General features: G+C 72.2%; 26 protein-coding genes and 1 pseudogene. 12 read left to right on the top strand and 15 right to left on the bottom strand.

All coding sequences use genetic code 11. The features are described 5' to 3' along the window. Positions 1 to 37: 37 nt before the first annotated feature. Entirely contained in the window at positions 38 to 3,604 is a 3,567-nt protein-coding gene (locus MKK60_RS27375; RefSeq protein WP_243989199.1) for an AsmA family protein, read from the bottom strand. Positions 3,605 to 3,721: 117 nt separating this feature from the next. Beyond that, on the bottom strand, positions 3,722 to 3,958 hold the full coding sequence (locus MKK60_RS27370; protein ID WP_147843467.1) for a hypothetical protein: 237 nt from the start codon (positions 3,956 to 3,958) through the stop codon (positions 3,722 to 3,724). A 184-nt stretch (positions 3,959 to 4,142) separates the two neighbouring features. Here MKK60_RS27370 and MKK60_RS27365 point away from each other — a divergent pair, with 184 nt between their 5' ends. From MKK60_RS27365 to proC, 6 genes are all read left to right on the top strand, one after another. Continuing rightward, positions 4,143 to 6,530: an ATP-dependent helicase gene (locus MKK60_RS27365; protein ID WP_243950874.1), complete on the top strand. Its 2,388-nt coding sequence runs from the start codon at positions 4,143 to 4,145 to the stop codon at positions 6,528 to 6,530. A 377-nt stretch (positions 6,531 to 6,907) separates the two neighbouring features. After that, positions 6,908 to 7,624, top strand: coding sequence for a PhoH family protein (locus tag MKK60_RS27360; protein WP_147726528.1), 717 nt, complete (start codon positions 6,908 to 6,910; stop codon positions 7,622 to 7,624). A 133-nt stretch (positions 7,625 to 7,757) separates the two neighbouring features. After that, entirely contained in the window at positions 7,758 to 7,994 is a 237-nt protein-coding gene (locus tag MKK60_RS27355) for a hypothetical protein (protein ID WP_147726526.1), read from the top strand. A gap of 157 nt (positions 7,995 to 8,151) precedes the next feature. Continuing rightward, complete coding sequence (locus MKK60_RS27350) at positions 8,152 to 8,442, top strand: accessory factor UbiK family protein (RefSeq protein WP_243989198.1); 291 nt, start codon at positions 8,152 to 8,154, stop codon at positions 8,440 to 8,442. Positions 8,443 to 8,759: 317 nt separating this feature from the next. Continuing rightward, positions 8,760 to 9,269 (top strand): YbjN domain-containing protein, encoded by a 510-nt coding sequence (locus MKK60_RS27345; RefSeq protein WP_147726522.1) that lies wholly within the window; start codon positions 8,760 to 8,762, stop codon positions 9,267 to 9,269. Between the two features lie 8 nt (positions 9,270 to 9,277). Beyond that, complete coding sequence (proC, locus tag MKK60_RS27340; RefSeq protein WP_147843469.1) at positions 9,278 to 10,108, top strand: pyrroline-5-carboxylate reductase; 831 nt, start codon at positions 9,278 to 9,280, stop codon at positions 10,106 to 10,108. 194 nt (positions 10,109 to 10,302) lie between these two features. On the opposite strand, the gene mdcG is transcribed toward proC, so the two are convergent. The 5 genes from mdcG to mdcA form a co-directional block, all read right to left on the bottom strand. Then, positions 10,303 to 10,935: a malonate decarboxylase holo-[acyl-carrier-protein] synthase gene (mdcG, locus tag MKK60_RS27335; protein WP_243989197.1), complete on the bottom strand. Its 633-nt coding sequence runs from the start codon at positions 10,933 to 10,935 to the stop codon at positions 10,303 to 10,305. Further along, positions 10,932 to 11,645, bottom strand: coding sequence for a biotin-independent malonate decarboxylase subunit gamma (gene mdcE, locus MKK60_RS27330; RefSeq protein WP_243989196.1), 714 nt, complete (start codon positions 11,643 to 11,645; stop codon positions 10,932 to 10,934). The genes mdcG and mdcE overlap by 4 nt, the downstream gene beginning before the upstream one ends. Further along, positions 11,632 to 12,528, bottom strand: coding sequence for a biotin-independent malonate decarboxylase subunit beta (locus tag MKK60_RS27325; RefSeq protein WP_243989195.1), 897 nt, complete (start codon positions 12,526 to 12,528; stop codon positions 11,632 to 11,634). Before MKK60_RS27325 ends, mdcE begins: the two co-directional genes overlap by 14 nt. Beyond that, a complete protein-coding gene (mdcC, locus tag MKK60_RS27320) occupies positions 12,525 to 12,839 on the bottom strand; it encodes a malonate decarboxylase acyl carrier protein (RefSeq protein WP_243989194.1) in 315 nt (104 codons plus the stop codon). Before mdcC ends, MKK60_RS27325 begins: the two co-directional genes overlap by 4 nt. 114 nt (positions 12,840 to 12,953) lie before the next feature. Next, a complete protein-coding gene (gene mdcA / locus MKK60_RS27315; protein ID WP_243933594.1) occupies positions 12,954 to 14,600 on the bottom strand; it encodes a malonate decarboxylase subunit alpha in 1,647 nt (548 codons plus the stop codon). 257 nt (positions 14,601 to 14,857) lie between these two features. On the opposite strand from mdcA, the gene madL reads away from it, so the two are divergent. Genes madL through MKK60_RS27300 form a run of 3 tightly spaced genes read left to right on the top strand, consistent with a single transcriptional unit; the run spans position 14,858 to position 16,787 of the window. Then, positions 14,858 to 15,316 (top strand): malonate transporter subunit MadL, encoded by a 459-nt coding sequence (madL, locus tag MKK60_RS27310; protein ID WP_243989193.1) that lies wholly within the window; start codon positions 14,858 to 14,860, stop codon positions 15,314 to 15,316. Between the two features lie 5 nt (positions 15,317 to 15,321). Further along, positions 15,322 to 16,086: a malonate transporter subunit MadM gene (gene madM, locus MKK60_RS27305; protein WP_147726535.1), complete on the top strand. Its 765-nt coding sequence runs from the start codon at positions 15,322 to 15,324 to the stop codon at positions 16,084 to 16,086. 26 nt (positions 16,087 to 16,112) lie between these two features. Further along, entirely contained in the window at positions 16,113 to 16,787 is a 675-nt protein-coding gene (locus tag MKK60_RS27300; RefSeq protein WP_243989192.1) for a GntR family transcriptional regulator, read from the top strand. Positions 16,788 to 16,820: 33 nt separating this feature from the next. On the opposite strand, the gene MKK60_RS27295 is transcribed toward MKK60_RS27300, so the two are convergent. Both MKK60_RS27295 and cynS read right to left on the bottom strand, forming a co-directional pair. Further along, positions 16,821 to 17,048 carry a hypothetical protein gene (locus MKK60_RS27295; RefSeq protein ID WP_147860094.1) on the bottom strand — a complete coding sequence of 76 codons (228 nt, stop codon included), beginning with the start codon at positions 17,046 to 17,048 and terminating at the stop codon, positions 16,821 to 16,823. Positions 17,049 to 17,178: 130 nt separating this feature from the next. Beyond that, positions 17,179 to 17,667, bottom strand: a complete 489-nt coding sequence (cynS, locus tag MKK60_RS27290) for a cyanase (RefSeq protein WP_147844587.1) — start codon at positions 17,665 to 17,667, stop codon at positions 17,179 to 17,181. A gap of 231 nt (positions 17,668 to 17,898) precedes the next feature. On the opposite strand from cynS, the gene MKK60_RS27285 reads away from it, so the two are divergent. The 3 genes from MKK60_RS27285 (at position 17,899) to MKK60_RS27275 (ending at position 21,868) form a co-directional block, all read left to right on the top strand. Next, on the top strand, positions 17,899 to 19,791 hold the full coding sequence (locus tag MKK60_RS27285; protein WP_243989191.1) for a sigma 54-interacting transcriptional regulator: 1,893 nt from the start codon (positions 17,899 to 17,901) through the stop codon (positions 19,789 to 19,791). 117 nt (positions 19,792 to 19,908) lie between these two features. Further along, positions 19,909 to 20,859: a tyrosine recombinase XerC gene (locus MKK60_RS27280; protein ID WP_243989217.1), complete on the top strand. Its 951-nt coding sequence runs from the start codon at positions 19,909 to 19,911 to the stop codon at positions 20,857 to 20,859. A 130-nt stretch (positions 20,860 to 20,989) separates the two neighbouring features. Continuing rightward, positions 20,990 to 21,868 carry a response regulator gene (locus MKK60_RS27275; RefSeq protein WP_147728741.1) on the top strand — a complete coding sequence of 293 codons (879 nt, stop codon included), beginning with the start codon at positions 20,990 to 20,992 and terminating at the stop codon, positions 21,866 to 21,868. A gap of 21 nt (positions 21,869 to 21,889) precedes the next feature. On the opposite strand, the gene lpdA is transcribed toward MKK60_RS27275, so the two are convergent. The 6 genes and pseudogenes from lpdA to sucA form a co-directional block, all read right to left on the bottom strand. After that, positions 21,890 to 23,293, bottom strand: a complete 1,404-nt coding sequence (lpdA, locus tag MKK60_RS27270; RefSeq protein ID WP_147728742.1) for a dihydrolipoyl dehydrogenase — start codon at positions 23,291 to 23,293, stop codon at positions 21,890 to 21,892. Between the two features lie 75 nt (positions 23,294 to 23,368). Then, complete coding sequence (locus MKK60_RS27265) at positions 23,369 to 24,154, bottom strand: SDR family oxidoreductase (protein WP_243989190.1); 786 nt, start codon at positions 24,152 to 24,154, stop codon at positions 23,369 to 23,371. Continuing rightward, entirely contained in the window at positions 24,151 to 24,465 is a 315-nt protein-coding gene (locus MKK60_RS27260; RefSeq protein ID WP_243989189.1) for a DUF2442 domain-containing protein, read from the bottom strand. The genes MKK60_RS27265 and MKK60_RS27260 overlap by 4 nt, the downstream gene beginning before the upstream one ends. An 83-nt stretch (positions 24,466 to 24,548) precedes the next feature. Further along, the gene (locus MKK60_RS27255) at positions 24,549 to 24,716 is read right to left on the bottom strand and encodes a DUF4160 domain-containing protein (protein WP_243989188.1); all 168 of its coding nucleotides are present in this window, start codon (positions 24,714 to 24,716) and stop codon (positions 24,549 to 24,551) included. A gap of 53 nt (positions 24,717 to 24,769) precedes the next feature. Next, the gene (odhB, locus tag MKK60_RS27250) at positions 24,770 to 26,119 is read right to left on the bottom strand and encodes a 2-oxoglutarate dehydrogenase complex dihydrolipoyllysine-residue succinyltransferase (RefSeq protein WP_243989187.1); all 1,350 of its coding nucleotides are present in this window, start codon (positions 26,117 to 26,119) and stop codon (positions 24,770 to 24,772) included. 93 nt (positions 26,120 to 26,212) lie between these two features. After that, a pseudogene (gene sucA / locus MKK60_RS27245) lies at positions 26,213 to 26,891 on the bottom strand (2-oxoglutarate dehydrogenase E1 component); the annotation flags it as partial.

The following is a 26,891-nucleotide window of genomic DNA, read 5'->3' as shown; positions in this document are numbered from 1 at the left end:
ACGCCCTCCCCCCACTGCGGGGGAGGGAGGACGCGCATCACGGCTGGGCGGGCGGCGGGCGGATGTCGAGCGGGCGCTCGGCCGGCGGCGGTTCGGCGGTCTCGGCGCGGGCGCGGCGGGCAGCCTCCTCGGCGGCCTGCGCCTTGAGCCGGGCCTGGCGGGCGGCCTCCTCGACCGCGGCCCTGTCGGCGGCCGCCTTCTCCGCAGCCGCCTTTTCCGCAGCGACCTTCTCGGCGGCGGCCTTGAGGGCGGCGGCGCGGGCCTTGTCCATCTCGATCCGGGCGCGGCGGCGCTGGCGCTCGATCTGGTCGGCCTCGATCAGCTCGATGGTCTCGAGCTCGCGCTGCAGCACCAGGGCGGCGAGCCCGGTGGTGAGCGGGCCGACGTCGAGGCTGCGCTCGGGCGCGGCGAGCGGGCCGGCGAAGCCGAGCTGGATCGCGGGCGGCCCGCCGCTCCAGCCCTTCGGCGCCGCACCGCCGCCGAGCGTGCCGCGGGCGTCGAGCCGGCTCGTTCGAAGATCGTAGCCGAGCGTCCCGTTCCAGCGCGCCGCGCCGAAATCGAGGTCGAGCGGCCCGGCGCGCACGACCCCTCCGATGATGGTGGCCGGCGCCGAGGCCGGCTGCGTCGTGCCGGTGGCGGCCTTCGACAGCTCCTCGGCGACGAGGGCCTGGAGCCGGCCGTCGCGCAAGGGGTCCTCGATCTGCAGGGCGCGGACGAGGGCGCGCCCGACGGCGGCGGGATCCGTCTCGGGCAGGTTGAGGGCGGCGAGCGTGAGGCTGCCGGTGCCCGAGAGGTTGGCCGCCAGCGCGCCGGGCGTCTCGCCGGAGGTGCCGAAGCGCAGCGCCGCCGACAGGCGCCCGCCGAGCGGGCCGCCCCCCGCGAGCGCCGGGATCGACAGCTCGGCGACGGTGCCCTCGCCCGCGATCGAGGCGAGGCCGCCGCGCCGCGACAGGGTCGCCGAGCCGGCGATCCGGCCCTCGGCGAGCCTGGCCGAGAGGTCGCGCAGCGTCAGGGTCCCCTCCTCGAACCCCAACGCCATGGCGGCGCCCGAGGCGGTGAGCCCGCGCCCGAGCTCGAGCTGGTCGACCCTGAGGTCGAGGGAGACCGGCGGTCCCGGCGGTGGCACCGGGCCGAACCGGCCGGCGGCGCCCGCCGGCATCGCCAGGGCGGCCGCGAGGTGCGGCAGGGACAGGCGGGCGAGGCGCGCCGTGCCCGACAGCGCCCCGTCCGGCGCGCGGACGAGGGTCGCATCGAGGGCCGCCCCCGCGATCCGGCCGGCGAGCGCGGCACGCGCGTCGTCTCCCTGCCGGGTCAGCGCGACGGAAAGGTCGGCCGGCCACGGCCCCGGCGCGAGGGCGGCGGCGCCCGCCAGCGTCAGGAACGGCGCGAGGTCGGCGGTCTCGATCCGCAGCGCGCCGGATCGGGGCGGGCCGCCCTCGGTGGGAAGCCGCAGCGGCGTCGCGGTCGACAGCGTGGCGCCGGCGATCGTGCCGGTCGCCTGGAGCGTCAGGCCGCCGTCGGCCGCGCGGGCCGCCACCAGGCTCAGGTCGGCCGGCTGCTGCAGGCCGGCGATGTCGGTGCGGCCGAGCCAGGTGCCGGCCCGCGGCGTGGCGAGGCGGATCCTCGCCCCCTCGACCGCGCCGGCGCGGCTGACCAGCGACAGGTCGAGGCTGCCGCCCGCGGCCTGGCCCGTGGCGGCGAGCCGCAGCGCGTCGGCGTCGCCCGCGTCGCGCTCCAGCGTGACGGCGAGGTCGAGCGCGCCGGCGCGCAGGAAGGCCGGGATCAGGCGCGTCTCTGCGATCCAGACCCGGTCGACCAGGGCGAGCAGCGGCGCCGCCACCGGGGCCGAGAGCCGGCCGGCGACGCGCCCCGTGCCGTCGGCGCCGATCCGCCCGGACAGCTTGGCGTTGGCGCCGGCCAGGTCCGTCACGTCGAGGCTGTCGACGACGAGGGCGGCGCCGTCCGACTGGATGCTGGCCGAGAGCGTGCCGTTCCGGGTGCCGGTCGCGCCGTAGCGCAGGTCGCGCGCCTCGATGGTCAGGCCGAGGTCGTGGCCGTGCAGCCCCGCGAGCGCGTTGCCGAGGGGCGGCAGGCCGGCGACGTCGAGGCCGCGGGCGCGGATCTGCGCGTCGAACCGGCCGCGGGTCCGGCCCTCGGCCGGGGTGTAGCGGGCATTTCCGGTGACCTGCGCCTCGCCCAGCGCGAGCCGGAGGTTGCGCAGGGAGAACGCGGTGCCGGCCGCCGAGACCTCGGCCGAGACCTCGACCGGCCGCCCGTCGAGCAGCGCCCTCGGCGGCCCGTCGAGGCCGAGCCGGCGCAGGTAGCGCCCGAGCCCGTCGGAGGCCGCGGCCGCGAGCGCGACCGGGCCGGTGAAGCGCGGGCTCGGATCGGTGTCGATCTCGCCGCTGGCCGTGACGGTCGCCGCACCCGGCGCCACGGCCGAGAAGCGTCGCAGCAGCAGGCCGCCGGTGCGGTCGAGGGTGCCCGTGGCCTTGAGGTTGGACCATTCCTCGAAGCCGAGCACGGCCGCCTCGACCGAGAGGTCGAGGTCGAGCATCACCGGCAGGCCGCCACCCGATTTCGCGCCGACCTTGGGCAGGCCGCGCGCCACGAAGGCCTGCCCGCCCGGCGAGAGCAGGAAGGCGTCGAGGTCGAGGCGGCGCGCCTCCAGGGTCAGCCCCGCGCGCCAGCGGCGCAGGTCGATCTGGCCGCTGCCGGAAAGCCGCAAGGCTTGCCCGCCCGGATCGATCTCGGCGTTGACGCCCTCGAACCGGACGAGGGCGCCGCGGGCCTTGAACTTGCCGCCCAGCGCGAACGGCAGGTAGGCGCCGGCGGCCTGGGCCGGCGGGCCGACGACGAGGCGGGCGCTGCCCTCGGCCTCGGCGACGAGCGGGCGCGGCTCGGTGCTGCGGGCGCCGCCGCGCGGATCCGTCGGCACGAAGGCGACGCGGGCGTCGGCCTCGAAGCGCGGATGGGCGTCGCCGCCGCCCGAGAGCTTCAGGGCGACGGCGCCGTCCGCCGCCGGCTCGCCGCTGACCAGGGTGAACGGCAGGCCGCCGCTGGTGCCCGCGACCCGCCAGGGGCCGACGAGGGCCGGCGCCTGGATCTGCACGGCTTCCGCGTAGAACTGGTCGGTGCGCCCGGTCGCGGGCACCACCGTGGTCAGCAGCAGCTGCTGGACGTGGAGGTCTTCGATCGCGAGGTCGCGGCCGCGCAGGGCCTCGCCGAGGCCGGCCGGCACCACGAGGGCGTCGCCCTCGGTCACCGGCAGCTTGACCTCGGCGCGGCCGATCCGGCTCTCGGTGAAGCGGAACGCGCCCGCCAGCAGCGGGCTCAGGCCGAGCTCGGCCTTGACGAAGCGCAGATCGAGGGCGGGCCGTCCCGGCTCGTCGCCGAGATGAAGGCGGTCGAGGCGCAGGCGCGGCGAGGGCAGCAGCCGCACGTCGATGCGGCCCTCGCTGCGCACCGGCAGGCCGAGGGACCGGCTCACGGTCGCGTCGACGAAGGCGCGATGGGCCGGCCAGTCGATGAAGGGCGGCACCGCGAGCGCCGCGACGAGGATCAGGATGACGGCGCCCGCGAGCGCGGTCAGGAGGTCACGCACCGTGATCGTTCCGCATGCACCCCGCGCCACCCGGCGGGTTCACGGCGGGCATAGCACGGCGCGGGACCGCAGGCGCCAGGGCGCCCGCGGCCTCGGTTCAACGCCCGCGGGCTCGGCTCAGCGCCGGGGGGCGACGATCACGCCCGGGGTGGGTTGGGGTGCCTGCATCTGCTGGCTGCGCTGGATCTCCATGCGCGTGGTGTTGTTCTGCGAGGTGAGGTTCTGCTGCAGCGCCCGGGACTCGCCCTGGCGGGCGAAGGACTCGTTGGCGGCGTCGGGGTTGCCCTGCCGGACCTGCGCGAGGGCGGGCGTGGCGGCGAGGGCGGCGATAATGGCGATCGGCACGATGCGCATCGGGCGCTCCTGTGTGGGGGGTGTCTGTCGATGATGTGAGCAAGCGGCCGGCCTGCTTCAAGTTCCCGCCCGGCGGCTGCGCGGGGCGGCGACATTGCGTCCGGGCCTCGGCGATCGCGCCTCAGCGTCGAGGCCTCGGCGTCCGGGTCTCGACGCCGTTCGCGTTTTGGTCCAGGGATTGCCCATGCCGAACTCTTCGCATGCGACGCCGCCTTCCGACGCGGAGCGTGGCTCCAGCTCCATCGCCGCCCGCGCCATGGGGGCCTTGCGCCCGAGCGCGTCCTCCTATCTCGACGGCCTGAACGACGAGCAGCGCCGCGCCGTCGAGGCGACGGAGGGCCCCGTCCTCGTGCTGGCCGGCGCCGGCACCGGCAAGACGCGGGTGCTGACGACCCGCATCGCCCACCTGATCACGACCGGCCGGGCGCGGCCATTCGACATCCTGTCGGTGACCTTCACCAACAAGGCCGCGCGGGAGATGAAGCACCGCATCGGCACGCTGATCGGGCCGGCCGGCGAGGGCATGCCCTGGCTCGGCACCTTCCACGCCATCGGCACCAAGATCCTGCGCCGCCACGCCGAGCTGGTGGGCTTGAAATCCGACTTCACGATCCTCGGCACCGACGACCAGCTGCGCCTGATGAAGCAGGTGCTGAAGGACCAGAACATCGACGAGAAGCGCTGGCCGGCACGCGCGCTCGGCCACGTCATCGACGGCTGGAAGAACCGCGGCCTCGGCCCGGACCAGATCCCGGCCGGCGAGGCGCAGGCCTTCGCCTTCGGCAAGGGCGGCGACCTCTACACCGCCTACCAGGCCCGGCTCGTCACGCTCAACGCGGTCGATTTCGGCGACCTGCTGCTGCTCTGCCTCAAGCTGTGGCGCGAGAATCCGGACGTGCTGGCCAACTACCAGGACCGGTTCCGCTACATCCTCGTCGACGAGTACCAGGACACCAACGTCGCCCAGTACCTCTGGCTCAGGCTGCTCGGGCAGGTGCGCAAGAACATCGCCTGCGTCGGCGACGACGACCAGTCGATCTACGGCTGGCGCGGGGCCGAGGTCGACAACATCTTGCGCTTCGAGCACGATTTTCCCGGTGCCGTGGTGGTCCGCCTCGAGCGCAACTACCGCTCGACGGGCCACATCCTGGCCGCCGCCTCGGGCCTGATCGCCAAGAACCAGGGCCGGCTCGGCAAGACCCTGCGCACGGAGGACGAGCTCGGCGAGCCCGTCACCGTGTCGGGCGCGTGGGATTCGGAAGAAGAGGCGCGGCTCCTGGCGGAATCGATCGAGGCGCTCCAGGCCAAGCAGCACCCGCTCTCCGAGATCGCGGTGCTGGTGCGGATCTCGGCGCAGATGCGCGAGATCGAGGACCGCTTCGTCCAGCTCGGCCTGCCCTACCGGGTGATCGGCGGCCCGCGCTTCTACGAGCGCGCCGAGATCCGCGACGCGCTGGCCTACCTGCGCGCGACCAACAACCCGTCCGACGACCTCGCCTTCGAGCGGATCGTGAACACCCCCAAGCGCGGCCTGGGCGACGCGACGCTGCAGCAGCTCCACCTCTACGCCCGCGCCGAGCAGGTCCCGCTGCTCCATGCCGCGCGAAAGCTCTGCGAGACCGACGAGCTCAAGCCCCGCGTGCGCTCGACGCTGCGCGCGCTCACCGAGAGCTTCTCGCGGTGGGCGCGGCTCGTCGAGAGCAACCCGCATTCCGAGGTGGCGCAGACCATCCTCGAGGAATCCGGCTACACCGAGATGTGGCAGAAGGAGAAGTCGGCCGACGCGGCCGGGCGGCTGGAGAACCTCAAGGAGTTCGTCCGCTCGATGGAGGAGTTCCCCGACATGGGCGCCTTCCTCGAGCACGTCTCGCTGGTGATGGAGGCCTCGGAGGCCGAGGGCGCCGAGCGCGTCTCGCTGATGACCCTGCACGCGGCCAAGGGGCTGGAATTCGACACGGTGTTCCTGCCCGGCTGGGAGGACGGCCTCTTCCCGAACCAGCGCGCCCTCGACGAGAGCGGCCGCGCGGGCCTCGAGGAGGAGCGTCGCCTCGCCCATGTCGGGCTGACGCGGGCCCGCAAGCGCGCGAAGCTGTCCTTTGCCGTCAACCGCCGCATCCACGGCCTGTGGTCCTCGACCATCCCGTCGCGCTTCATCGACGAGCTGCCGGAATCGGCGGTCGACGTGATCGAGGCGCCGGCCCACTTCTCCGCCGGCGCCTCGCGCTTCGACCGCAACCCGCAGCCCTTCGGCTCGAGCTACGGCACGCCGGGCTGGCAGCGGGCGCAGGCCAATACCGGGCAGCAGAGCAACTTCGGCAAGGGCGCGGCGCACACCACCGCCCGCGGCTTCGGCGCCTCGCCCGGCGGCGGGCGCGGCGGCCCGCGACAGATCGAGGGCGAGCTGATCGCCAAATCCACCGGCACGCCCTCGGCCTTCGAGGCCGGGATGCGGGTTCTGCACACCAAGTTCGGCCCCGGCGACGTAGCCGCCGTCGACGGCAACAAGCTCACCGTTGACTTCGACAAGGCCGGTCGCAAGATGGTGCTCGACAGCTTCCTGCAGCCGGCCTGAGGCCGCTCGCGGACGAGCGTGACGTCGGGCGTAGGACACGACCTTGGGCGGACCGGACACGGCCCCATCCCCCGACCGTCCCGGCGCACCATCCGCCGTCGTCCGAGCCATTTCAGCAACACCTGCCGGGCCCCGTCATGCGGCCGTCGCATCGCCCGACTCTATGGTGCGCGCGTTGCATGCTCCGGCAACGACCAGGCGGGCCGCGCAGCGGCTCGTCTTGTCCACAAGCTTCGTGTCGAGGGCCGGAACCGGCTCGAGGCAGCGTCATTGCTTCCGAGAGGAGAGATAAGCCCACGATACGAAGGTTAGAGCGAAGAGCGGTTTCTGGTTAGCAAGTCCTTTTGGTTGGCAAATCCCACGCGGAGTGTTGATCGATGAAAAGACGGCGCGCACGACTCGAGCTGGTGGAAGACCGCACGGTCCGGCTGCACAGGACCCGCTTCGACGAGGAACGAAACCTAGGCCCGATCCAGCCGCTGACCGACCGGCAGGCGGAATACCTCGACGCGCTCGCCCTGAACCCGCAGGTCATCGTGCTCGGCCCGGCCGGCACCGGCAAGACCTACATCGCCGGCACACGCGCCGCCGACCTGCTGCGCCAGCGCCGGATCGCCAAGGTGATCATCACCCGCCCGAACGTTCCCGGCGGCCGTTCGCTCGGCTTCTTTCCCGGCACGCTGGAGGAGAAGATCGCGCCCTGGGTCGCTCCCCTCACCGAGGCGATGAAGGAACGGATGGGCGCCGCCGCCTTCGAGATCGCCCTGAAGGCCGGCGACATCGAGATCGTGCCGTTCGAGGTGATGCGCGGGCGCACCTTCAAGGACTGCCTCGTGATCCTCGACGAGGCGCAGAACACGACCACCGCCGAGATCAAGATGTTCCTCACCCGCATCGGCGACGCCTGCCAGGTGATCATCAACGGCGACGTCTCGCAGACCGACCTGCGCGAGACCTCGGGGCTGCGCACCGTCATCCACCTGATCAAGAGCCGGATGATGCCGATCCCCGTGGTCGAGTTCACCCGCGACGACATCGTCCGCTCCGGAATTTGCGCGGAGTGGGTGAAGGCTTTCGAGGAAACGAATCTGTAAGTTGCGAGTTACCAGCGGCGGGTCGAAGCGGAGACCCGCCGCGCTTCACCGGCGCGACGTCCTTCTCTCATCTCCCGGACCCGGGAGATGACATGGGTGCCGCGGCCCGACGACAAGAAACAGGATTATCTCCGTGAGGAAACTGACCTTCGCCGTTGCTGTTCTGGCCTCGCTCGGCGCCGCCGCCATCACCGCCCCCGCCTCCGCCGCCCCGGGCGCCCCGATGGGCGTGACCGCCCCCGACGCGATCGAGCATGTCCAGATGCACCGCATGGAGCGTCGCATGATGCATCGCCGGATGGAGCGTCGCATGATGCGCCGGCACATGGAGCACCGCATGATGCGCCGCCACATGATGCGCCGCATGTGATCTGACCGACCCTGATCGGTCGGCGACGGGGTCCTTCGGGGCCCCGTTTTCTTTTGTGGCCGCCCGCGCCGCGCCGCGCCGGCGGATTGCCCCGGACTCCGCGGATTCCTATGTCGAGGCGCAGGCCGGGTTGCGGCTGCGAGCTTTCGGAGACCACATGCCCCCCTCCAACCGCCTGTTCGACGACTTCGCCCGCCTGATGACGGATGCCGCGGGCGCCGCGCAGGGGGTGCGCCGCGAGGCCGAGACCGTGATCCGTGCCCAGGCCGAGCGGCTGATCCGCGACATGGACATTGCCTCCCGCGAGGAGCTCGACGTGCTGCGCGACATGGTCGCCACCCTGCGCGTGCAGAACGAGGCGCTGACCGCGCGGGTCGCGGCGCTCGAGGCCAACGCGGCGCCGGCCGCGGCCGCTGCGTCCACCGCCGGAGCGAGCGAGGCGATCTGATCCGACGCGCCGGCGACCGGCGCGAATCGGTCTCGGCGGGGCGGCGGGCTTGTACACAGGAAGCGCGCGCAAACGATCCATTTCCTGTTCACCGGCCGGGCGAAGCGCTTTGTGTCGCGAGTCCGCGCCGGTTTATAGTCGGTGACGTACTGATTCGCCTTAGCCCGCCGAAGACCGGGAGCCGCCAAGTCGTCATCGCGCGATATTCCGTCCCATCGGGACAAGTGATTTCGCGTCGTGACATGGTTCCGAACTTTGGTTATTTGTCGTTCACCATGCCGCGGCGCCGGAATACGGCGGCGTCATCTCGGATCGTCATGCCACAGCTTCACGTCGACATCGAAGGCTACGATCGGATCGAGCACCCGCTCGATGTCGTGGAGCGTCTTGCCGCGCTCCGCGACTGGATCTTCGATCGCGCCGAGACGGACGAGATGTCCGTCGTGGTGGCCGGGCGCTGGACCGAATACCAGGTCGCGTTCACCTGGATCGAGGACGTCGAGGCCCTGCACGTCGCCTGCGCCTTCGACCTCAAGGTGCCGGATCGCCGCCGCACCGAGGTGCAGCGCCTGATCGCGCTGATCAACGAGCAGCTCTGGATCGGGCATTTCGACCTGTGGTCGAGCGACGACGTGGTGATGTTCCGCCATTCGCTCCTGCTCGCCGGCGGCTCGGTGCCGACGCATCCGCAATGCGCGATGCTGCTGAAGTCGGCGGTGGAGGCGTGCGAGCGCTACTACCAGGCCTTCCAGTTCGTGCTCTGGGCCGGCAAGTCCGCCCGCGAGGCGCTGGACGCGGTCCTGTTCGAGACCGAGGGCGAGGCCTGAGGCCCGCCATGGCCGCTCCTCCCGCGGCGGGCGCCCTGCCCGCCTCCCTCACCCTCGTCGGGGCGGGCAAGATGGGCGGGGCGATGCTCGAAGGCTGGCTCGCGGCCGGCCTCGACCCGAAGCGCACGACGATCGTCGAGGCCGATCCGTCCGATGCGCTGCGCGCGCTCTGCACCGCCCGCGGCCTCGCCCTCAACCCGGCCACGGTCGCGCCCGCCGCCGTCCTCGTCCTCGCGATCAAGCCGCAAGGGTTCGCCGACGCCGCGCCCGGCCTCGACCGGATGATCGGCCCGGGCACCGTCGTCCTGTCAATTCTGGCCGGCAAGACCGTGGCCGACATCGAAGGCCGCCTGCCGAGCGCCCGGGCGATCGTGCGCGCAATGCCGAACCTGCCCGCCAGCATCGGCCGCGGGGCCACCGGCGCCGTCGCGAACGCGGCGGTGACCGCGGGCCAGCGTGCCGCCGTCGCGGCTCTGCTCGGCGCCAACGGGCTCGTCGAATGGGTCGGCTCGGAAGCTGAGATCGATGCGGTCACCGCCCTGTCGGGCTCGGGTCCGGCCTACGTCTTCCTGATGGTCGAGGCGATGACCGAGGCCGGGATCGCCGCCGGGCTCGATCCGCAGGTCGCTGCGCGGCTTGCCCGGGCCACGATCTCCGGCGCCGGCGCCCTCCTCGACGCGAGCGACCTGCCCGCATCGGAATTGCGTCGCAACGTCACCTCGCCGGGCGGCACCACCGCCGCCGCCCTCGACGTGCTGATGCGCGACGACGCGCTTGGCCCCCTGATGCGGGAGGCCGTCGCGGCGGCCAAACGGCGGGCGGGCGAGCTGGCCGGCTGAGGCTCGACGCCATAGGGCATGCGGGGCTCCTCCATCCCACTCCCTCATCCTGAGGCGCCCGCGCCAGCGGGCCTCGAAGGAGCCCTCCGGGAATCGCGCGCAAGCTGGAAGCCTCCTTCGAGGCCTCCGCTTCGCTGCGGCACCTCAGGATGAGGATGGTGGACGGGATCGGCTGAAGGCTCGATCCTTCGGCCTCACCGGTCCAAGCTCGCAGGAACCAGCGCCACCCGATCGAGCCCCTTGGCCAGCACCGATCCGCCGGGCGGGGCGTCGCGGAGTTCGCGCCAGTTCACCCCGGCGCCGTCCGGCAGGACGACTTCGCCGTCGAGGCGCATCGGGGCGTCCGCCTCGATCGCGGCGAGGCCGTCGAGGAGGCGGTGCGTCACGGTGGCGGGCCAGAGCAGGTCGAGGTCCGAGGTCGTGGAGAGGTAGGCGAGGCCGGTCAGGCTTTCCCACAGCAGGCCGCCGAACACCTGCGGGACGACGCCGTATTCGGCGGCCAGCGCCAGCACCGCGTCGATGGCGAGGTGCCAGGCCGGCGGCGCGGATGGGCGCGCGGCGGCGAGGGTCACCGGAGGGGACGGCGTGGCGTCGGCCCACGGCACCGCGAGGCCGATGCGGCGCTTGCCGGCGGCCGGCGGCAGGGGCAGCCCGGCGGGCAGATGGTCGCCCTCGTCCGGATGACGGCGCCGCACGATCACCGGCCAGCCGTTGGCGGCCCAGGCCGCGACATGCGGCACGCCGTCGAGGTCGGAGCGCCCGGCGAGCAGCCGGTCCCAGGCCTCGGGCGCCACCACGAACAGGTCGTGGCGGCGAAGCGTCGTCACGCGCGCGCCGCGTCGACCACCCGCGCGGCGATGTCGTGGGCGACGGGACGACCGCCGCGATCCTTGCCGAGGGCGTCGCGAGCGTCGTGCGAGGGCGGCTCGCCGATCAGGGCCGCGATCTGCGGCCCGAGGGGCTTGGCGGGATCGAGCACCGCCTGCACCGCGCCGGCCTGGACCATGTTGTCGAGGCCGGGCGCGAAGACGGGGGTGGATTTCGCCATCGCCTCGAGCTTCTCCAGCGGCAGCTTGGTGACGCGGGCGACGGAGGGCAGGTCCATCACGCTCGGGTTGGCCCCGGGCAGCGCGACCAGCACCCGCGTCGCGAGGGCGGTGGCGATGAAGGCGCCGGCGGCCGAGTGGCCGTAGATCAGGCCGATCGTCGGGTGGCCCTGCGCATCCGCCAGCAGCAGCGCCTTGGCGAGGTGGGCCAGGCACTCGTTCAGCCCCAGAAGCTCGTCGCGCCGGCTCATGCGCTGGCTGTCGGAATCGACGAGCACGAGGATCGGCGTGGCGCCGCCGGCCCGCACCGTCGCCAGCACGGCGGCCGAAAGGGCCAGCGCGCCCTCGATCCCGAGCGGCGTGTCGCCGTCGACCCCGACCACCGCGAGGTCACGGTTTTCGAGCGGCCCGCAGCCGGTGATCAGACCGTCGGCGACGGCGACCGCGTGGCCGTCGGGGAAGAGCGAGGCCAGGATCTCAGCGAGCGTCATGTGTCGTCCCCTCGAGCCCGGCGACGAGGCCGTCGAAGTCGGCCGCCGACAAGGCCGGCACGCCGGCCGGGTCGTTGACGCCGAGGCGTGCCCAGATCTCGGTGGCGTCGCGGCAATCGCCGAAGCGCGCGATGCGGTCTTCGAGCCGCGCCTGCTCCGCTTCGAGCGTCGCGAGGTCGAAGGCCGGCGCCCGGCCGATCAGGTCGAGGGCGGCGACGCGAAACGCCTCCACGGTGTCGTCGCAGAATCGGTCGGCGCCGCCGGCGAGGCGCCGGTGCTTGCCGCCCATGGTGCGCCAGACCAGGGCGCGGTCCTTCGAGTCGAATTCGTCGGCGCCCTTGTTGGTCTCGATCACCTCCGGGCCGGAGACCGAGATGCGCCCGCCCTCCGAGACCGCGAGGCGCGAGCAGGTTCCGGCGATCAGGCCGCCGCCGCCGAAGCAGCCGGCGCGGCCGCCGACGAGCCCGACCACCGGGATGCCGGCGCGGCGCAGATCGGCGATGGCGCGCATGGTCTCGGCGATGGCGGTCTCGCCCGCATTGGCCTCCTGCAGGCGGACGCCGCCGGTGTCGAACAGGATCAGCACGGCCTCCGGCGTCTCGGTGACCGCGGCGCGTAAAAGCCCGACGAGCTTGGCGCCGTGCACCTCGCCGAAGGCGCCGCCCATGAAGCGGCCCTCCTGGGCGGCGAGGTAGACCGTGCGGCCGTCGAGCCTGCCCCGGCCGACGACGATGCCGTCGTCGAAGGCGCGGGGCAGGTCGAACAGCGGCAGGTGGGGGCTCATCGCCCGCTGCTCCGGGCCGACGAACTCTTCGAAGCTCTCCGCGTCGACGAGCGCGGCGACGCGCTGCCGGGCGCTGGCCTCGTACCAGCTCAAGCTCATCGGCCGGTCTCCATCAGGCGCGCGCCCTGGAGCAGGCGCAGCGACACGGTGTCGGGCCGGGCGCCCCCGTCGTTGATCGCGATGCGCAGGCCGCCGGGCTGGGCCCGCGCCACGAAGTCGGCCGCCACCGCCTCCCAGACGTCGCCGTAGCCGACCACCGGCGTCGCGATCTCGATGGTGCATTGGTCCGGCGGCAGCACGCGCTCCAGCAGCACCTCGAGGTTGCCGGACGCGACGACGCCGGTGATCGCCTGCGGCTTGATGCCGGCGAGCGGTCCTTTCGTGGTGTGGCGGAAGGTCATCGTTTCCATGTGACATCGTCCTCCTGCGCCCAATGCCATCCGGCGGGATCGCGGGTCCCCTCTCCCGAACGCGAGAGGGGGTCGCGTGCCGCGTCCCGCGCCTGCTCTGTCAGCCCGATCATCTCACCAGTTCCGGAACCGGGCCGGCGGCTCGTACAGGCCGCCCGACCAGTGCACGAGGTCCTTGATCGACTTCGCCGCGAGCAGGCTGCGGTCGGCGTCGAGCGGCTCGATCCCGAGATCCTCCGGGCGGCGGACGATGCCCCGGGCGCGCAGGTGCTCGACCTTGGCCTTGTCGCGGCCGCGCCCGACCTCCGTGTAGCCGGCCACGCCGCGGATCGCCTGCTCGCGCTCGTCCGCGTTGCGGCAGAGCAGGAGGTTGGCGATGCCCTCCTCGGTGACGATGTGGGTGACGTCGTCGGCGTAGACCATCACCGGCGCGAGCTCGAGGCCGATCGTCCGGGCGAGCTCGAGGGCGTCGAGGTGCTCGACGAAGGCCGGCACGAGCCCGTCGCCGAAGGTCTCGACGAGCTGCACCACGAGCTTGCGCCCGCGCATCAGCGCCGGGTCGCCGGTCTGCTGCGCCTCGCGCCCGGCCTTCATCCAGGTGTCGGACGGGTGGCGGCGGCCGTGCGGGTCCGAGCCCATGTTCGGCGCGCCGCCGAAGCCCGCGACGCGGTTCGTCGTCACGGTCGAGGAGTGGCCCATGAGGTCGATCTGCAGGGTCGAGCCGATGAACAGGTCGCAGGCGTAGAGCCCCGCCGTCTGGCAGAAGGCGCGGTTCGAGCGCAGCGAGCCGTCGGCGCCGGTGAAGAAGATGTCCGGCCGCGCGGCGATGTAGCGGTCCATACCGACTTCCGAGCCGAAGCAGTGCACCTGCTCGACCCAGCCCGCCTCGATCGCCGGGATCAGCGTCGGGTGCGGGTTCAGCGCCCAGTTGGTGGCGATCCGGCCCTTCAGCCCGAGCCGCTCGCCATAGGTCGGCAGCAGCAGCTCGATCGCCGCGGTGCCGAAGCCGATGCCGTGGTTGAGCCGGCGGATGCCGTACTCGGCGTAGATTCCCTTGATGGCCATCATCGCCATCAGGATCTGCGTCTCGGTGACGGCGGCCGGGTCGCGGGTGAACAGCGGCTCGACGTAGAACGGCGTGTCGGCCTCGACCACGAAGTCGATCCGGTCGCCGGGGATGTCGACCCGCGGGACCGTCTCGACGATCTGGTTCACCTGCGCGATCACCACGCCGTTCTTGAACGCGGTGGCCTCGACCACCGTCGGCGTGTCCTCGGTGTTGGGGCCGGTATAGAGGTTGCCGGCCCGGTCGGCCGAGACGCCGGCGATCAGCGCGACGTTCGGCGTGAGGTCGATGAAGTAGCGCGCGAACAGCTCGAGGTAGGTGTGCACCGCCCCGAGCTCGATCTGCCCGCCGTAGAGCATCTTGGCGATGCGGGCGCCCTGCGGGCCGGAATACGAGTAGTCGAGGCGCTTGGCGATGCCGGTCTCGAACACGTCGAGATGCTCCGGCAGCACGATGCCGGACTGGACCATGTGCAGGCCGTGCACCTTGTCCGGGTCGCAGGCGCTCAGCCCGCGCGCCAGGCAGTCGGCCTGCTTCTGGTTGTCGCCTTCGAGGCAGACCCGGTCGCCCGGGCGCAGGACGGCTTCGAGCAGGTCGACCACGTCGGCGGCCGCGACGACCTTGCCGTCGGCGTGGGCGCGGCCGGCCGCGATCCGCGCATCCCGCGCCGTCCTCTGCCTGCGCCAGTCCGTCATCCCGATCCCCAAACCGTCGATCCGCCCGCACGCTGTCGGCATGCGATCGCGGGTCAGACACAGCAATTCGTATGCGAATGATCCGTTCGATCACATGATCGTATACCAGCTTGCCGATCTGTCAATATTTTGCATACTCAGTGGCAACGAAGACGAATCACGAAATCGGGACGGATACGCCGGATGCCCCGTGCCATCGCGCCTCCTCGACCATCGCCCGGCCCGATCGGGAGTGCCCCGCACGGGAGGCTGCGGCCATGATCATCGCCGGCGTTGCGCTGCTCGCCGCCTGCACGCTGATCGGCGTGTATCTCGGCGATCTCCTCGGGATCGCGCTCGGCGTGAAGGCCAATGTCGGCGGGGTCGGCATCGCCATGATCCTGCTGATCGCCGCCCGCGTCTGGCTGATGCACCACGGCCGCCTGAGCAAGAACGTCAAGTTCGGCGTCGAGTTCTGGGGCGGCATGTACATTCCCATCGTCGTCGCGATGGCCGCCCAGCAGAACGTCGTCGCCGCGGTGAGCGGCGGCCCGATCGTGATCATCGCCGCCTTCGGCTCCCTGGCGATCTGCTTCGCCGCGGTGGCGCTGCTCAGCCGCATCGGCGGCCGCGACCCGGGCGGTCCGGAGGTCGAGCACGGCGGCGCGGTCATCGGCGGCGAACCCGAGGCAGCGCGGGCCGACGCCGCGGCGATCCCGGCGGGGCGGACGCGATGAACGGCCTGTGGCACGGCCTCGAGCACGTCTTCGTCGAGCAGAGCCTGGTTGCGGCCTTCGCCGTCGTCGGGGCGCTGATCCTGGTCTCGAACGTCGCCGCGCGGCGGCTCACCAACGGGCGGGTGCACGGCTCGGCCATCGCCATCGTGCTCGGCCTGGTGCTCGCCTATTTCGGCGGCGTGCTCACCGGCGGCAAGAAGGGCCTGGCCGACATCCCGGCGCTGGCCGGGATCGGGCTGATGGGCGGGGCCATGCTGCGCGATTTCGCCATCGTCGCCACCGCCTTCGAGGTCGACGTGATCGAGGCGCGCCGGGCCGGCCTCGTCGGCGTGCTGGCGCTGGCGCTCGGCACGCTGCTGCCCTTCCTCGTCGGCACGCTGACCGCGGTCGCCTTCGGCTACCACGACGCGGTCTCGATCACGACGATCGGCGCGGGCGCGATCACCTACATCGTCGGCCCGGTCACCGGCGCGGCGCTCGGCGCCGACTCGACGGTGATGGCGCTCTCGATCGCCACCGGCGTGACCAAGGCGGTGGGCGTGATGGTCGGCACGCCCCTCGTCGCCAAGCTGATCGGCCTCGACAACCCGCGCTCGGCCATGGCCTATGGCGGGCTGATGGGCACGGTCAGCGGGGTGGCCGGCGGCCTGGCCGCCACGGATCCCAAGCTCGTGCCCTACGGCGCGCTGACCGCGACCTTCCACACCGGCATCGGCTGCCTCGTCGGCCCGTCGGTGCTGTTCCTGACGGTGCGGGCGATCGTCGGCTGAGACCGGCTTCGCGGGGCGGGAGAGCCATGGACGCGGGCCACGAGACCGAGGAGCGGGCGCTGATCTCCGATCGCATCCGCGACGCGCTCACGGATGCGATCGCGGCGGGCGAGCTCGTCGCCGGCACGACCCTGGACGAGCAGACGCTGGCCGACCGCTTCGGCGCCTCGCGCACCCCCGTGCGGGAGGCCCTGCGCCAGCTCGCCTTCGGCGGCCTCGTGGAGCAGCGCCCGCGCCGCGGCATGGTCGTCGCCCGGATGACGCCCGAGCGGATCATGGACATGTTCGAGGCCACCGCCGAGATCGAGGCTTTGTGCGTGCGGCTCGCCACCCACCGCATGCGCCCGCTCGAGCTCAGCGCCCTGATGGAGCTGCACCGGCGCTCGGGCGCGGCGGTCGAGGGCGGCGACCTCGACGCCTACGACGGCCTGAACCGCCAGTTCCACGAAGGGCTCTACGCGGCCACCCACAACGGGTTCCTGGCCGAGCAGGCGCTGGCGATCCGCACCCGGCTCTCGGCCTTCCGCCGTACGCAGCTGCGCCAGGGCGACCGCATCCGCCGCTCCCACGCCGAGCACGGCGCGATCCTGGCCGCGATCGCCGAGGGCGACGGCGAGGCGGCGGCACGGCGCATGCGGGCGCACATGCTCAACGCGGCCGGGGCGCTCGGGCGCTACATCGCCGAGCATCACGCCGACTGATCCTCCCTGAGCGCAAAGGCGCGCCCGCCCGGCTCAGCCGGGCGGCGGCCCGTCGATCATCCGGCGGAGGTGGTCCAGAAGCTCCCGACGCTGCCCGGGCTGATCGAGGGTGGCCCACAGGCGCAGCAGGGTGAGGCTCTCGGCGATCCGATCCCCTTCGTCGAGCGTGGCGAAGAACGCCGTCGTCGGAATGCCGAGCGCCGCCGCCAGCTCGTCGAGCACCGGGTTGCGCGGGCGCGCCGTCCCCTCGTCCGTCGCCACGTCGTCCCCCCTCGCTGCCTCGTTCCGCCCCCCATGAGCGAGCCGTCCGCCGTCGCCCGAGCCGCCGCAGCTTCGGTGGAAACCGGCCGAAGCGGCAAGGGGCGGCGGCGGCCGCCTCGCCCGGTCCGGCTCAGCCCTCCTTGAAGCCGTATTCCGGCACGCCGTCCTCGCTGCCGTAATACTTGTACGGCAGGAACTTGCCGGACATGCCGAGCTTCACGCGGTCGCCCTTGTTGTTGGCCTCGCGCTCCATGGTCATGTTGAAGTCGATCGCCGACATGATGCCGTCGCCGAACTCCTCCTGGATCAGTTCCTTGAAGGTGGTGCCGTAGACCATCACCAGCTCGTAGAAGCGGTAGATCAGCGGATCGGTCGGCGGCATCGACGGGATCGAGCCGCGATAGGGCGCCTCGTTGAGCATCCGCTCCTCGGATTCGGTGAGCCCGAACAGCGCGGCGGCCTTGGCGGCCTGCGCCTTCGGCAGCTTCATCTGGCCCATGCAGGCGGCGGTGATCAGGATCGGCGAGAGCCCGCCGATCTCGTCCTGGATGTACTTCCAGGTCCAGCCCTTGTCGCGCTTGATGTCGAGGAGCTTCTCGGTGAGGTCTTCGCGCTTCATGGTCGGCACTCCGGCAGGTTGTGAGATCGGTCGCGCCCCGCCGCGTGGTCTACCGGCGGGGCGCGCTCGAGCGAGGCCTGCGCAAGCGATGTGCCAGCTGGGTCGTTGCGAAGAACCGCCGCGGGAACAGCGACTTGGCCTGAGGATCATCAGCTACGAGATCTCGTGCCCGATGAGATCTCGTGGTATGACCACGAAGTCTCGTAGCGAGACGGGTGCGTCGGGGCCGACATGATCGAGGATTTCGGGCCGGTCTTCGAGCAGCACCGGGAGGCGATGCTGGTGCTGGAGCCCGAGGCCGACCGGATCGTCGACGCCAACCCGGCCGCGGCGCGCCTGCTCGGCTACGACCGCGCGGCGCTCCGCAGGATCACGGCGAGCGCGCTGCATCCGGGCCAGCGGCCCGCGCTGGTGGTGTTCACGCAGGGCGCCTTCGCCAAGGGGCAATGGTGGTCGCGGACGCTGGAGCCGCGCCACGCGGACGGCCGCGGGCTGCGCCTCGAATACGCCGCGAGCCCGCTCGCGGGCGACCCGCCGCGGCTTCTCCTGACGCTCTCCGATCTCGAGGCGCGCCGTCGGCGGGCGGTCGACGGGCAGGCCGACGACCACATGCGCGCCGGCATCGCCGAGTGGCAGCGGATGGAGCGCATCTTCCGCGACATCGAGCGCGGGAACCAGCTGATCCTGCGGGCCGCCGGCGAGGGCATCTACGGCGTCAACGCCGATGGGGCGACCACCTTCGTCAACCCGGCCGCCGAGCGCATGCTCGGCTGGCGGGCCGCCGACCTCGTCGGCAAGGACATGCACGCCACCGTGCACCACACCCGCTCCGACGGCGCGCATTACCCGCACCGCGACTGCCCGATCTACGCGGCCTTCCGCGACGGCGCGGTGCGCCAGGTCGACGACGAGGTGTTCTGGCGGCGCGACGGCACCGCGTTCCCGGTGGCGTACACCTCGACGCCGATCCGGGATCGCGGGCGTCTGCTCGGCGCCGTCATCGTGTTCCGCGACATCAGCCAGCGGCGCGAGGCCGAGGAACGGCTGCGCAGCGCGCTCGCCGAGGTCGATTCCCTGCGCGAGCGGCTGGAGCTGGAGAACGCCTACCTGAAGGAGGAAATCCGGCTGGAGCGCCACCACCAGGGCATCATCGGCCGTTCCCCCGCCATCGCGGCGACGTTGCGCCAGATCGACCTCGTGGCCGGCACCGACGCCACCGTGCTGATCACCGGCGAGTCCGGCACCGGCAAGGAGCTGATCGCCCGCGCGATCCACGAGGCCAGCCGACGGCGCGACCGGCCGATGATCCGCGTGAACTGCGCCGCGGTGCCGCGCGAGCTGTTCGAGAGCGAGTTCTTCGGCCATGCCCGCGGCGCGTTCACCGGTGCGCTGCGCGATCGCGTCGGGCGCTTCGAGCTCGCCGACGGCGGCACGCTGTTCCTCGACGAGGTCGGCGAGATCCCGCTCGATCTCCAGGGCAAGCTGCTGCGGGTGCTGCAGGAGCGCTCGTTCGAGCGCGTCGGCGAGGAGCGCACGCGCGCCGTCGACATCCGCCTCGTCGCCGCCACCAACCGCGACCTGCGGGAGGAGGTGCGCCGCGGCCGGTTCCGCGAGGACCTGTACTTCCGCCTCAACGTCTTCCCGCTGGCCGCGAGCCCGCTCCGCGAGCGCCCCGAGGACATCGCGCCGATCGCCCAGCACGTCCTGACGGGGGCCGCACGCCGCCTGAACATCCCCGAGCCGCGGCTGACCGAGGGCGACGTGCGCCGGCTCGCCCGCTACGCCTGGCCCGGCAACGTGCGCGAGCTGGAGAACGTGATCGAGCGCGCTGCCATCCTCGCCGTCCGCGGCCGCCTGCGCTTCGACCTGCCCGAATCCGAACGGCGCGAATCCGAACGGCCCGATCCCGCGGGCCCCGTCCACGCGACGCCGCCGGCGCTTCCCGCCGACCGGCCGCCGACGGAGGCCGACCGCCGCGCCCGCGACCGCGCCGAGATCGCCGCCGCCCTTTCGCTCACCGGCGGCAAGGTGTTCGGCCCTGGCGGCGCCGCCGAGCTCATGGGGCTGCGCCCGACGACGTTGGCCTCGCGCATCAAGGCGATGGGGATCGAGAAGACCCGTTAACCGCCGGGCAACCGCGCGGGCGTCCAGTGACCGGCTCGCGCGCTCGACGCGGGCGCGCTCCGCGAGGAAGACCCGATGCCGACTTCCGCTCCCGCGTCGGGCTCCGTCCTTCCCGCGATGCCGGGCGATGCCGCCCTCCTTGCCGCCGCCCGCGCCTGGGGCCTCAGCCTCGCGGCCGAGCGGCGGATGTCCGCCAACACGGTGGAGGCCTACGAGCGCGATCTGCGCCAGTTCCTCGCCCATCTCGACGCCCGCACCGGCACGCCGACGATCCCCGCGATCGTCGCGCTGAAGCCGCGCGACGTCCGCGCCTTCATGGCCGCGCGGCGGGCCGACGAGGTCGGCGGCCGCTCGCTGATGCGGGCCCTGGCCGGCCTGCGCTCCTTCGCCAAGCACCTCGAGCGCGAGGGCCACGGCACCGTGGCGGCGCTCGGCGCCGTGCGCTCGCCCAAGGTGGAGCGGCGCCTGCCGCGTCCGCTGCCGGTGGCGGCCGCCCGCGCCCTCACCGACGTGTCGCTGCGCGCCGACGAGGACCGCGACCCCTGGATCCTGCTGCGCGACGCGGCGGTGCTCGCGCTGCTGTACGGCGCGGGCCTGCGCATCTCGGAGGCGCTGGGGCTGGCGCGGCGCGATGCCCCGGTGCCCGGCATCGACGCGGTGACGGTGCTGGGCAAGGGCGCGAAGCAGCGGATGGTCCCGGTGCTGCCGGTGGTGGCCGAGGCGGTCGCCGCCTACCTCGCCGCCTGCCCGCACCCGCTGCCGCCGGAGGGCCCGCTCTTCGTCGGCGCCCGCGGCGGCCCGCTCTCGCCGCGGATCATCCAGTACGTCGTCGCCCGCGCCCGCGGCGCCCTCGGGCTGCCCGACAGCGCCACGCCGCACGCCCTGCGGCACTCCTTCGCGACGCATCTCCTGGCGCGGCAGGGCGAGCTGCGCGCGATCCAGGAGCTGCTCGGCCACGCCTCGCTCTCGACGACGCAGCTCTACACCAAGGTCGACGCGGCCCGCCTGATGAGCGCCTTCGACGCCACCCATCCGCGCGCCGGCCGTGCCGTGCCGACGGGGGCGTGACACGCGACGTGCATTGAGATGACACGTTGACACACTAGACAGAGCAAATAGCCGGTTCGGCCAGCCATTAAGCTTGCCGAGAGATTTGAGCGCTATTTCTCTTGTCATAGGATCGGACTGGACAGGAACCATGGCGGGCGAACACGCCGATATCGGAAGCGCGGTCCGGCCCCCGCAAGCCGGCACCGTCCTCATCGCCGATCGCGACGCGGGACGCCGGGCCGAACTCGCCGCGGTGGTGTCGCACTTCGATCCCAGGGCCGTGATCGTGCAAACGGCCTCGGGCGAGGCGCTGATCGATCTCGCCCTCGCGCACAAGCCGGCCTTGGCCTTCGTCGGCCTCCAGCTCGAAGGGGTGAGCGGCCCGGAGGCGGTGGCGGTGGCGCGCAAGCGCGGCGCCACTCTGCCCTGCCTCGTGCTGATCGCCGCCCGCGTCTTCGCCCAGTGGCAGGAACTCGCGGTCTCGCTCGGCGCCTACGAGGTGCTGAAGGTGCCCCTCGACACCGCCCACATCGAGAGCCTGCTGCACGCCGACACCCGGCGCCGGCAGCCGACGCGCATCCTGCTCGCCTCCTCGTCGGACGCGGCGCGCGCGGCGATCGGGCGGGTGCTGGCGCGCAGCGGCTTCGCCCTCGAGATCGACGAGACGGATTGCGGCCGGCACGCCCTGAAGCTCCTAAAGACCGACGCCTACCCGCTCGCCTTCGTCGACGTGAAGCTCAACGGGACCGACGGCCTCGAGCTCGCCTGCCAGGTTCAGACCCTGAACCTGACGACGCGCCTCACGATGCTGACCAGCGGCGATCCCGAGCCGATCGCCCAGGCCGCCCGCTACTTCGGCGCCACCTTCGTCCTGAAGATGCCGTTCCACGCCCGCGACATCGACCTCACGCTCCACCACGCGCTCGGTCTGCGGCGGCCGTACCTGCTGAACGCGATCACCGCGCCGCCGGCCCCGACCGCCCTCCTGCGCATCGCCGCCCTCGCCCCGGCCCGCCGCTCGGCCTGAGCGACGGGCGCGGCCGCGTCCTCAGACGTGGATCGCGCGCTTCCCGACCGCGAGCGCGGCCTCCTTCACCGCTTCCGTCAGGGTCGGGTGGGCGTGGCAGGTGCGGGCGATGTCCTCGGCCGACGCCCCGAACTCCATCGCCACCGCCACCTCGGCGATGAGGTTGCCGGCATCGGCGCCGACGATGTGGACGCCGAGCACCCGGTCGCTCGCGGCGTCGGCCAGCACCTTCACGAAGCCCTCGGTGGTGCCGTTGGCCTTGGCCCGCCCGTTGGCGGTGAAGGGGAACTTGCCCGCGTTGTAGGCGATGCCGTCCTTCTTCAGCTCCTCTTCGGTCTTCCCCACCGAGGCGACCTCCGGATAGGTGTAGACCACGTTCGGGATCACAGCGTAGTTCACGTGGCCGGACTGGCCGGCCAGGATCTCGGCCACCGCGACGCCCTCGTCCTCGGCCTTGTGCGCGAGCATAGGCCCGGCGATCACGTCGCCGATCGCGTAGATGCCAGTGACGTTGGTGGCGTAGTGGCTGTCGGTCTGGATCCGGCCCTTGTTGTCGAGCCCGACGCCGACGCCCTCGAGGCCGAGCCCCTCGGTGTAGGGCACCCGCCCGATCGCCACGAGCACCACGTCGGCCTGAAGCGTCTCGGATTCGCCGCCCGCCGCCGGCTCGACGGTGACGGTCGCGCCGCCCGCGCCGGTCGCCACGCCGGTGACCTTGGTCGAGAGCTTGAAGGCGATGCCCTGCTTGGACATGATCCGCTGGAACTGCTTGCCGACCTCGCCGTCCATCCCCGGCAGCACCCGGTCGAGATACTCGACCACGGTGACCTCGGCCCCGAGCCGGCGCCAGACCGAGCCGAGCTCGAGGCCGATCACGCCCGCGCCGATCACCAGGAGCTTCTTCGGCACCGCCGCGAGCTCGAGCGCGCCGGTAGAGGAGACCACGGTCTTCTCGTCGATCTCGACGCCGGGCAGGCGCGTCACGTCCGAGCCGGTGGCGATGACGATGTTCTTGGTCTCCAGCATCTGGTTTCCGCCGTCCTCCGACGTGACCTCGACGCGGCCGGCGCCGGCGATCCTGCCGGTGCCGCGGATGGTGTCGACCTTGTTCTTCTTCAGCAGGAACTCGACGCCCTTGGTGTTGCCGTCGACGCCGCTCTGCTTGAACCCCTGCATCTTGGCGAGGTCGAGCTTCGGCGTGCCGACCTCGATGCCGAGATCGGGGAAGTGCTTGGTCGCCTCCTCGAACGCCTCGGAGGCGTGCAGCAGCGCCTTCGACGGGATGCAGCCGACGTTCAGGCAGGTGCCGCCATGGGTCGCGCGCTTCTCGACGACGGCGGTGCGCAGGCCCAGCTGCGCGGCGCGGATGGCGCAGACATAGCCGCCGGGGCCGGTGCCGATGACGACGAGATCGTAGGTGCTCATGGTTCTGTTCGTTCCTGCATGCGCGTGCGGCGACCGCCGTGGCGGGTCGCCGCCGGATTCATTCGTCGCCGGGGATCACCGACCGCCCGAGACGTCGAGGATGGCGCCGGTGGTGTAGGCCGCCTCGTCGGAGAGCAGCCAGAGCACCGGGGCGGCGACTTCGTCGGCGGTGCCGGCGCGCCTCATCGGCACGCCCGGTCCCATCGCCGCCACCTTGTCGGGCGTGCCGCCGCTGGCATGGATCTCGGTGTCGATGATGCCGGGCGCCACGGCGTTCACCCGGATGCCGGCATCGGCCACCTCGCGGGCGAGGCCGATCGTGAAGCTGTCGATCGCTCCCTTCGAGGCGGCGTAGTCGACGAACTGCCCGGCCCCGCCGAGGCGCGCCGCGATCGACGAGACGTTGACGACGGCCCCGCCCCGGCCGCCCTGCTTCGTCGACATCCGCCGCACCGCCTCGCGGGCGCAGAGGAAGCTGCCGACGACGTTGGTCGCCATCATCCGGTGGAGCCGGGCGGCGCACATCTCGGACACGGGCGCGGAGAGATCGACCACCCCGGCATCGTTGACCAGCGCCGTGACGGTGCCGAGACGGTCGGCCGCCGCGAACAGGGCGATCACGTCGGCCTCCTCCGCCACGTCGCAGCGCACCGCGACGGCCTGGCCGCCCTCGGCTTCGATCGCCGCGACCACCGTCGCGGCCGCGGCTGCGTCGGAGACGTAGCTCAGGCAGACGCGATAGCCGCGCCGCGCCGCGAGCAGGGATACCGCACGGCCGATGCCGCGGCCGCCGCCGGTGACGACCGCGACGGCGCCATGCGGACTATGCGGCGCCCCAGGCGTTTGGGAGACGTCCGTCATTCGGCCGCCGCCCGCGTCGCTTCGAACCGATCGGCCATCGCCTCGACGATCGCGGTTTCGACCTCGATGCGCGTCGCATCCGGGCAGAAGTCGATCTCGTGACCGGGATCGCCCAGGTTCCAGCCGAAGGTATGCCCGCCCTCGCCCACGGCGACGGTCTTGAAATACGCTTCGTCCTTGAGCGGACCGAAGATCGGACGCCGCGCGATCATTTCAGACAGATCGAGCACGCCGCTCAGGCCGTCTTCAAAGATCACGCGAACGGTCGGGTAATCGAGCGGTTCGACGGATGCGATGCGAGACTGCTTCATTCGATCATGCCTCCGTCGTTGCGGCCCGCCCGGATCTCTCGCCAGATGTAGGAAACCTGCTCGCGGTTTGCCGCGGGCCAGGCCTAGACGGCCTTCAGTTTCGCGCATGGCAGGCTCCCGTTGAGCACCAAGCCCGTCGCGATCGAGATCTGCGCCTCCTGCGCCGAAAAGATCGCATGGAGGTGGGGCGGCAGGTGATCCTCGAGATAGATCGTGATCCGCACGCCCTCGATGATCGCGATCGTCGGCATCGGTCACGCGCGCGTCCCGCTCGATGCCGATCGTGTCGTCCGCAGCCGGCGCCTCACAGATCCAGGACGAGCCGCGCCGGATCCTCCAGCGCCTCCTTCACCCGCACCAGGAAGGTCACGGCCTCCTTCCCGTCGACGATGCGGTGATCGTAGGAGAGGGCGAGATACATCATCGGCCGCGCCTCGATCTTGCCGTTGCGGACCACCGGGCGCTCCTCGATGCGGTGCATCCCGAGAATGCCCGATTGCGGCGCGTTGAGGATCGGGGTCGACATCAGCGAGCCGTAGATGCCGCCGTTGGTGATGGTGAAGGTGCCGCCCTGCATCTCGTCGATCGAGAGCTTGCCGTCCCGGGCCTTGCGGCCGAAGCCCGAGATCGTCTTCTCGATGCCGGCGATCGAGAGGTCGTCGGCGTTGCGCACCACCGGCACGACGAGACCCTTGTCGGTCCCGACGGCGATGCCGATGTGATAGTAGTTCTTGTAGACGAGATCCTGCCCGTCGATCTCGGCGTTGACCGCCGGCACGTCCTTGAGCGCCCCGATCACCGCCTTGGTGAAGAAGCCCATGAAGCCGAGCTTCGTGCCGTGCTTCTTCTCGAAGATGTCCTTGTACTGCGCGCGCAGCGCCATCACCGCGCCCATGTCCACGTCGTTGAACGTGGTGAGCATCGCGGCGGTGTCCTGCGCGTCCTTGAGGCGGCGAGCGATGGTCTGGCGCAGCTTGGTCATCCGCACCCGCTCCTCGCGGGCGGCGTCGTCCGGCTTCGAGGCCGGGCGCGGCGGCGTCGGGCGCGCCTCCTTGGCCGGGGCGGGAGCCGCCTGCGCGGGCCCCTTCGCGATCGCGCCGAGCATGTCGCCCTTGGTCACGCGGCCGTCCTTGCCGCTGCCGTTGACGCTCGACGGGTCGATGCCCGATTCCCGCGACAGCTTGCCGACCGCCGGGCCGTTGTCGTCGGAGGGGCGGGCGGCCGGGGGCGCCGCGTCGCCGTGGTTGCCGTAGCCGGCGGCCGATTCCTTGGCCGGGGCCTCCTCGACCGCCTTGGCATCGGGGGCGGACGCCTTCGGCGCCTCGCTGCGGCTCTCGGACTTGGCCTCGGCCTCCTTCTTCGGCGCGGCCTCCTTGGGCGCAGCCTCCTTGGGCGCGGGCTTGGCGCCGCCGCCGCTCGCCTCGACGATCGAGCCGAGCAGCGCGCCCGGCTCCACCGTCTCGCCGTCCTTGACCAGGATCTCGCCGAGCTCGCCGGCGGCGGGGGCGTTGACCTCGAGGGTCACCTTGTCGGTCTCGAGCTCGACCAGGGGCTCGTCGGCCGCGACCGTGTCGCCCGGCTTCTTGAACCAGCGGCCGATGGTGGCCTCGCTGACGGATTCGCCGAGCGTCGGGACGAGGATGTCGGTTGCCATTGTGTCAGCTCATGCCGGATCGGTTGGGCCGTACCGGACGGCCGGGAAGGGTGAGCGGCGGCCCCGGAGAGCCGCCGCCATAGGTGAGGACATTCAGACCGCGAGGGCCTCGTTGAGGAAGGCCTGCAGCTGGGCCTGGTGCTTCGACATCTGCCCCACGGCGGTCGAGGCCGAGGCCGGGCGGCCGACGTAGCGGGCGCGCTTCACCGCGGAGCCGGCCTGGCCGAGCACCCATTCGAGGTAGGGCTCGACGAAGGCCCAGGCGCCCATGTTCTTGGGCTCCTCCTGGCACCACACCACCTCGGCATTGCGGAAGCGGCCCATCTCGTTGGCCAGCGCCTTGAGCGGGAACGGGTAGAGCTGCTCGACGCGCAGCAGGTAGACGTCGTTGACGCCGCGCTTCTCGCGCTCCTCGAACAGGTCGTAGTAGACCTTGCCCGAGCACAGCACGACGCGGCGGACCTTGTCGTCGCGGACGAGCTTGACCCCGCTTTCGTCGTGCTCGGCGTCGTCCCACAGGATGCGGTGGAAGCTCGAACCCTCGGCGATCATCTCGATCGTCGACACCGCCCGCTTGTGGCGCAGCAGCGACTTCGGCGTCATCAGGATCAGCGGCTTGCGGAAGTCGCGCTTCAGCTGCCGGCGCAGGATGTGGAAGTAGTTCGCCGGCGTCGAGCAGTTGGCGACCTGCATGTTGTCCTCGGCGCAGCTCTGGAGGTAGCGCTCCAAGCGGGCGGAGGAGTGCTCCGGCCCCTGCCCCTCGTAGCCGTGG

The sequence above is a fragment of the Methylobacterium sp. J-092 genome (assembly GCF_022829325.1).
In the GTDB taxonomy this organism is placed as follows: domain Bacteria; phylum Pseudomonadota; class Alphaproteobacteria; order Rhizobiales; family Beijerinckiaceae; genus Methylobacterium.
This window is presented reverse-complemented; position numbering and strand designations above follow the sequence as displayed.

What these genes read in the sequence shown, in the direction of transcription:
- MKK60_RS27325 (WP_243989195.1), bottom strand. Translation starts at nt 12,528, where the DNA reads ATGAGCTTGAGCTGGTACGAGGCCAGCGCCCGGCAGCGCGTCGCCGCG.
- MKK60_RS27265 (WP_243989190.1), bottom strand. Translation starts at nt 24,154, where the DNA reads ATGACGGACGTCTCCCAAACGCCTGGGGCGCCGCATAGTCCGCATGGC.
- mdcC (WP_243989194.1), bottom strand. Translation starts at nt 12,839, where the DNA reads ATGGAAACGATGACCTTCCGCCACACCACGAAAGGACCGCTCGCCGGC.
- MKK60_RS27360 (WP_147726528.1), top strand. Translation starts at nt 6,908, where the DNA reads ATGAAAAGACGGCGCGCACGACTCGAGCTGGTGGAAGACCGCACGGTC.
- MKK60_RS27280 (WP_243989217.1), top strand. Translation starts at nt 19,909, where the DNA reads ATGCCGGGCGATGCCGCCCTCCTTGCCGCCGCCCGCGCCTGGGGCCTC.
- MKK60_RS27260 (WP_243989189.1), bottom strand. Translation starts at nt 24,465, where the DNA reads ATGAAGCAGTCTCGCATCGCATCCGTCGAACCGCTCGATTACCCGACC.
- MKK60_RS27300 (WP_243989192.1), top strand. Translation starts at nt 16,113, where the DNA reads ATGGACGCGGGCCACGAGACCGAGGAGCGGGCGCTGATCTCCGATCGC.
- MKK60_RS27370 (WP_147843467.1), bottom strand. Translation starts at nt 3,958, where the DNA reads ATGCGCATCGTGCCGATCGCCATTATCGCCGCCCTCGCCGCCACGCCC.
- proC (WP_147843469.1), top strand. Translation starts at nt 9,278, where the DNA reads ATGGCCGCTCCTCCCGCGGCGGGCGCCCTGCCCGCCTCCCTCACCCTC.
- mdcA (WP_243933594.1), bottom strand. Translation starts at nt 14,600, where the DNA reads ATGACGGACTGGCGCAGGCAGAGGACGGCGCGGGATGCGCGGATCGCG.
- odhB (WP_243989187.1), bottom strand. Translation starts at nt 26,119, where the DNA reads ATGGCAACCGACATCCTCGTCCCGACGCTCGGCGAATCCGTCAGCGAG.
- MKK60_RS27350 (WP_243989198.1), top strand. Translation starts at nt 8,152, where the DNA reads ATGCCCCCCTCCAACCGCCTGTTCGACGACTTCGCCCGCCTGATGACG.
- cynS (WP_147844587.1), bottom strand. Translation starts at nt 17,667, where the DNA reads ATGAAGCGCGAAGACCTCACCGAGAAGCTCCTCGACATCAAGCGCGAC.
- madL (WP_243989193.1), top strand. Translation starts at nt 14,858, where the DNA reads ATGATCATCGCCGGCGTTGCGCTGCTCGCCGCCTGCACGCTGATCGGC.
- mdcE (WP_243989196.1), bottom strand. Translation starts at nt 11,645, where the DNA reads ATGACGCTCGCTGAGATCCTGGCCTCGCTCTTCCCCGACGGCCACGCG.
- MKK60_RS27285 (WP_243989191.1), top strand. Translation starts at nt 17,899, where the DNA reads ATGATCGAGGATTTCGGGCCGGTCTTCGAGCAGCACCGGGAGGCGATG.
- lpdA (WP_147728742.1), bottom strand. Translation starts at nt 23,293, where the DNA reads ATGAGCACCTACGATCTCGTCGTCATCGGCACCGGCCCCGGCGGCTAT.
- MKK60_RS27255 (WP_243989188.1), bottom strand. Translation starts at nt 24,716, where the DNA reads ATGCCGACGATCGCGATCATCGAGGGCGTGCGGATCACGATCTATCTC.
- MKK60_RS27365 (WP_243950874.1), top strand. Translation starts at nt 4,143, where the DNA reads ATGCCGAACTCTTCGCATGCGACGCCGCCTTCCGACGCGGAGCGTGGC.
- MKK60_RS27345 (WP_147726522.1), top strand. Translation starts at nt 8,760, where the DNA reads ATGCCACAGCTTCACGTCGACATCGAAGGCTACGATCGGATCGAGCAC.
- MKK60_RS27275 (WP_147728741.1), top strand. Translation starts at nt 20,990, where the DNA reads ATGGCGGGCGAACACGCCGATATCGGAAGCGCGGTCCGGCCCCCGCAA.